This window comes from Herbiconiux daphne (assembly GCF_024979295.1).
GTDB classification, from domain to species: domain Bacteria; phylum Actinomycetota; class Actinomycetes; order Actinomycetales; family Microbacteriaceae; genus Herbiconiux; species Herbiconiux daphnes.
Genome location: NZ_JANLCJ010000265.1, coordinates 1 through 826, shown reverse-complemented (window position 1 = coordinate 826; position 826 = coordinate 1). Strand labels below are relative to the sequence as shown.

Genomic DNA, 826 nt, shown 5'->3' with positions numbered 1-826 from the left:
CTGTTTCCTTCCACACTTTCTGTGCTGCATCATAACGGATGTAATAAGCATCACCAGATTTAGTTGTGTCGCCACGGATTAAGACAGTGTATTTGTCTGGAGCTTCAATAGGAAGCTTAGCAACTGTTGAAACTTCGTGTCTTACAATCTGTAAGATTTGTCCAGCATAACCATCGTGAACTTCAATCTGAGAAATAGTCTTACCAGTTGGAGCAACTACGTGCAAATAACCTGAGCCAATAGTCCAAGTAAAGTTTTCCAATCCGGGTTTACCTTTAATACCAGCAACTAACTTTGTTAGGATTAACTGAGCATCTGTCTCTTTAACCATTGCAGCAGCATCTTGAGGTTTCTCTGCAACACCATCAGGGAGGCGGTAAGAGAAGTTCTGTCCATTAACAGTGAGGGACATTTCACGACCATATTGACCACCACGACAAAGAACAAGAGCAACTCTGTCTCTGTCTGGGCCGCCTACATTACCAGCATCAGTTGTTCTACCTGATTTACCAATCACTTTGGTTCGGTTAACAATGAAGGTGTAGTCAGCAATAGTAATGCAACGTAAGTCAACACGGGGTTGAGTTGTAGTGATGTAGCTTAAACCTTGTGGAACATTAACTGTAATCTCTTGGATTGTGTCCCCAAGCGAATAAGCTTTAACACCAGAACCAGTGAACTCAATGTTGTAGCGTTCAGACAAATCACGATTGATTGTATGGATTAAAGGTTGTGTTCCAAATGTGCCAGCATTACCAAGACGTTTCTTGAACACTGTAGCAGGACGTTTCTGTAAACCCTCTGCCTCAGATGACCAACCATTAAT

The 826-nt window shown here is 42.1% G+C and carries 1 protein-coding gene; it reads right to left on the bottom strand.

Translation table 11 applies throughout. The annotated features are described in order from the left end of the window. On the bottom strand, nt 1-826 hold an 826-nt coding region (locus N1032_RS24530), incomplete at both ends, for a phage nozzle protein (protein ID WP_259543130.1).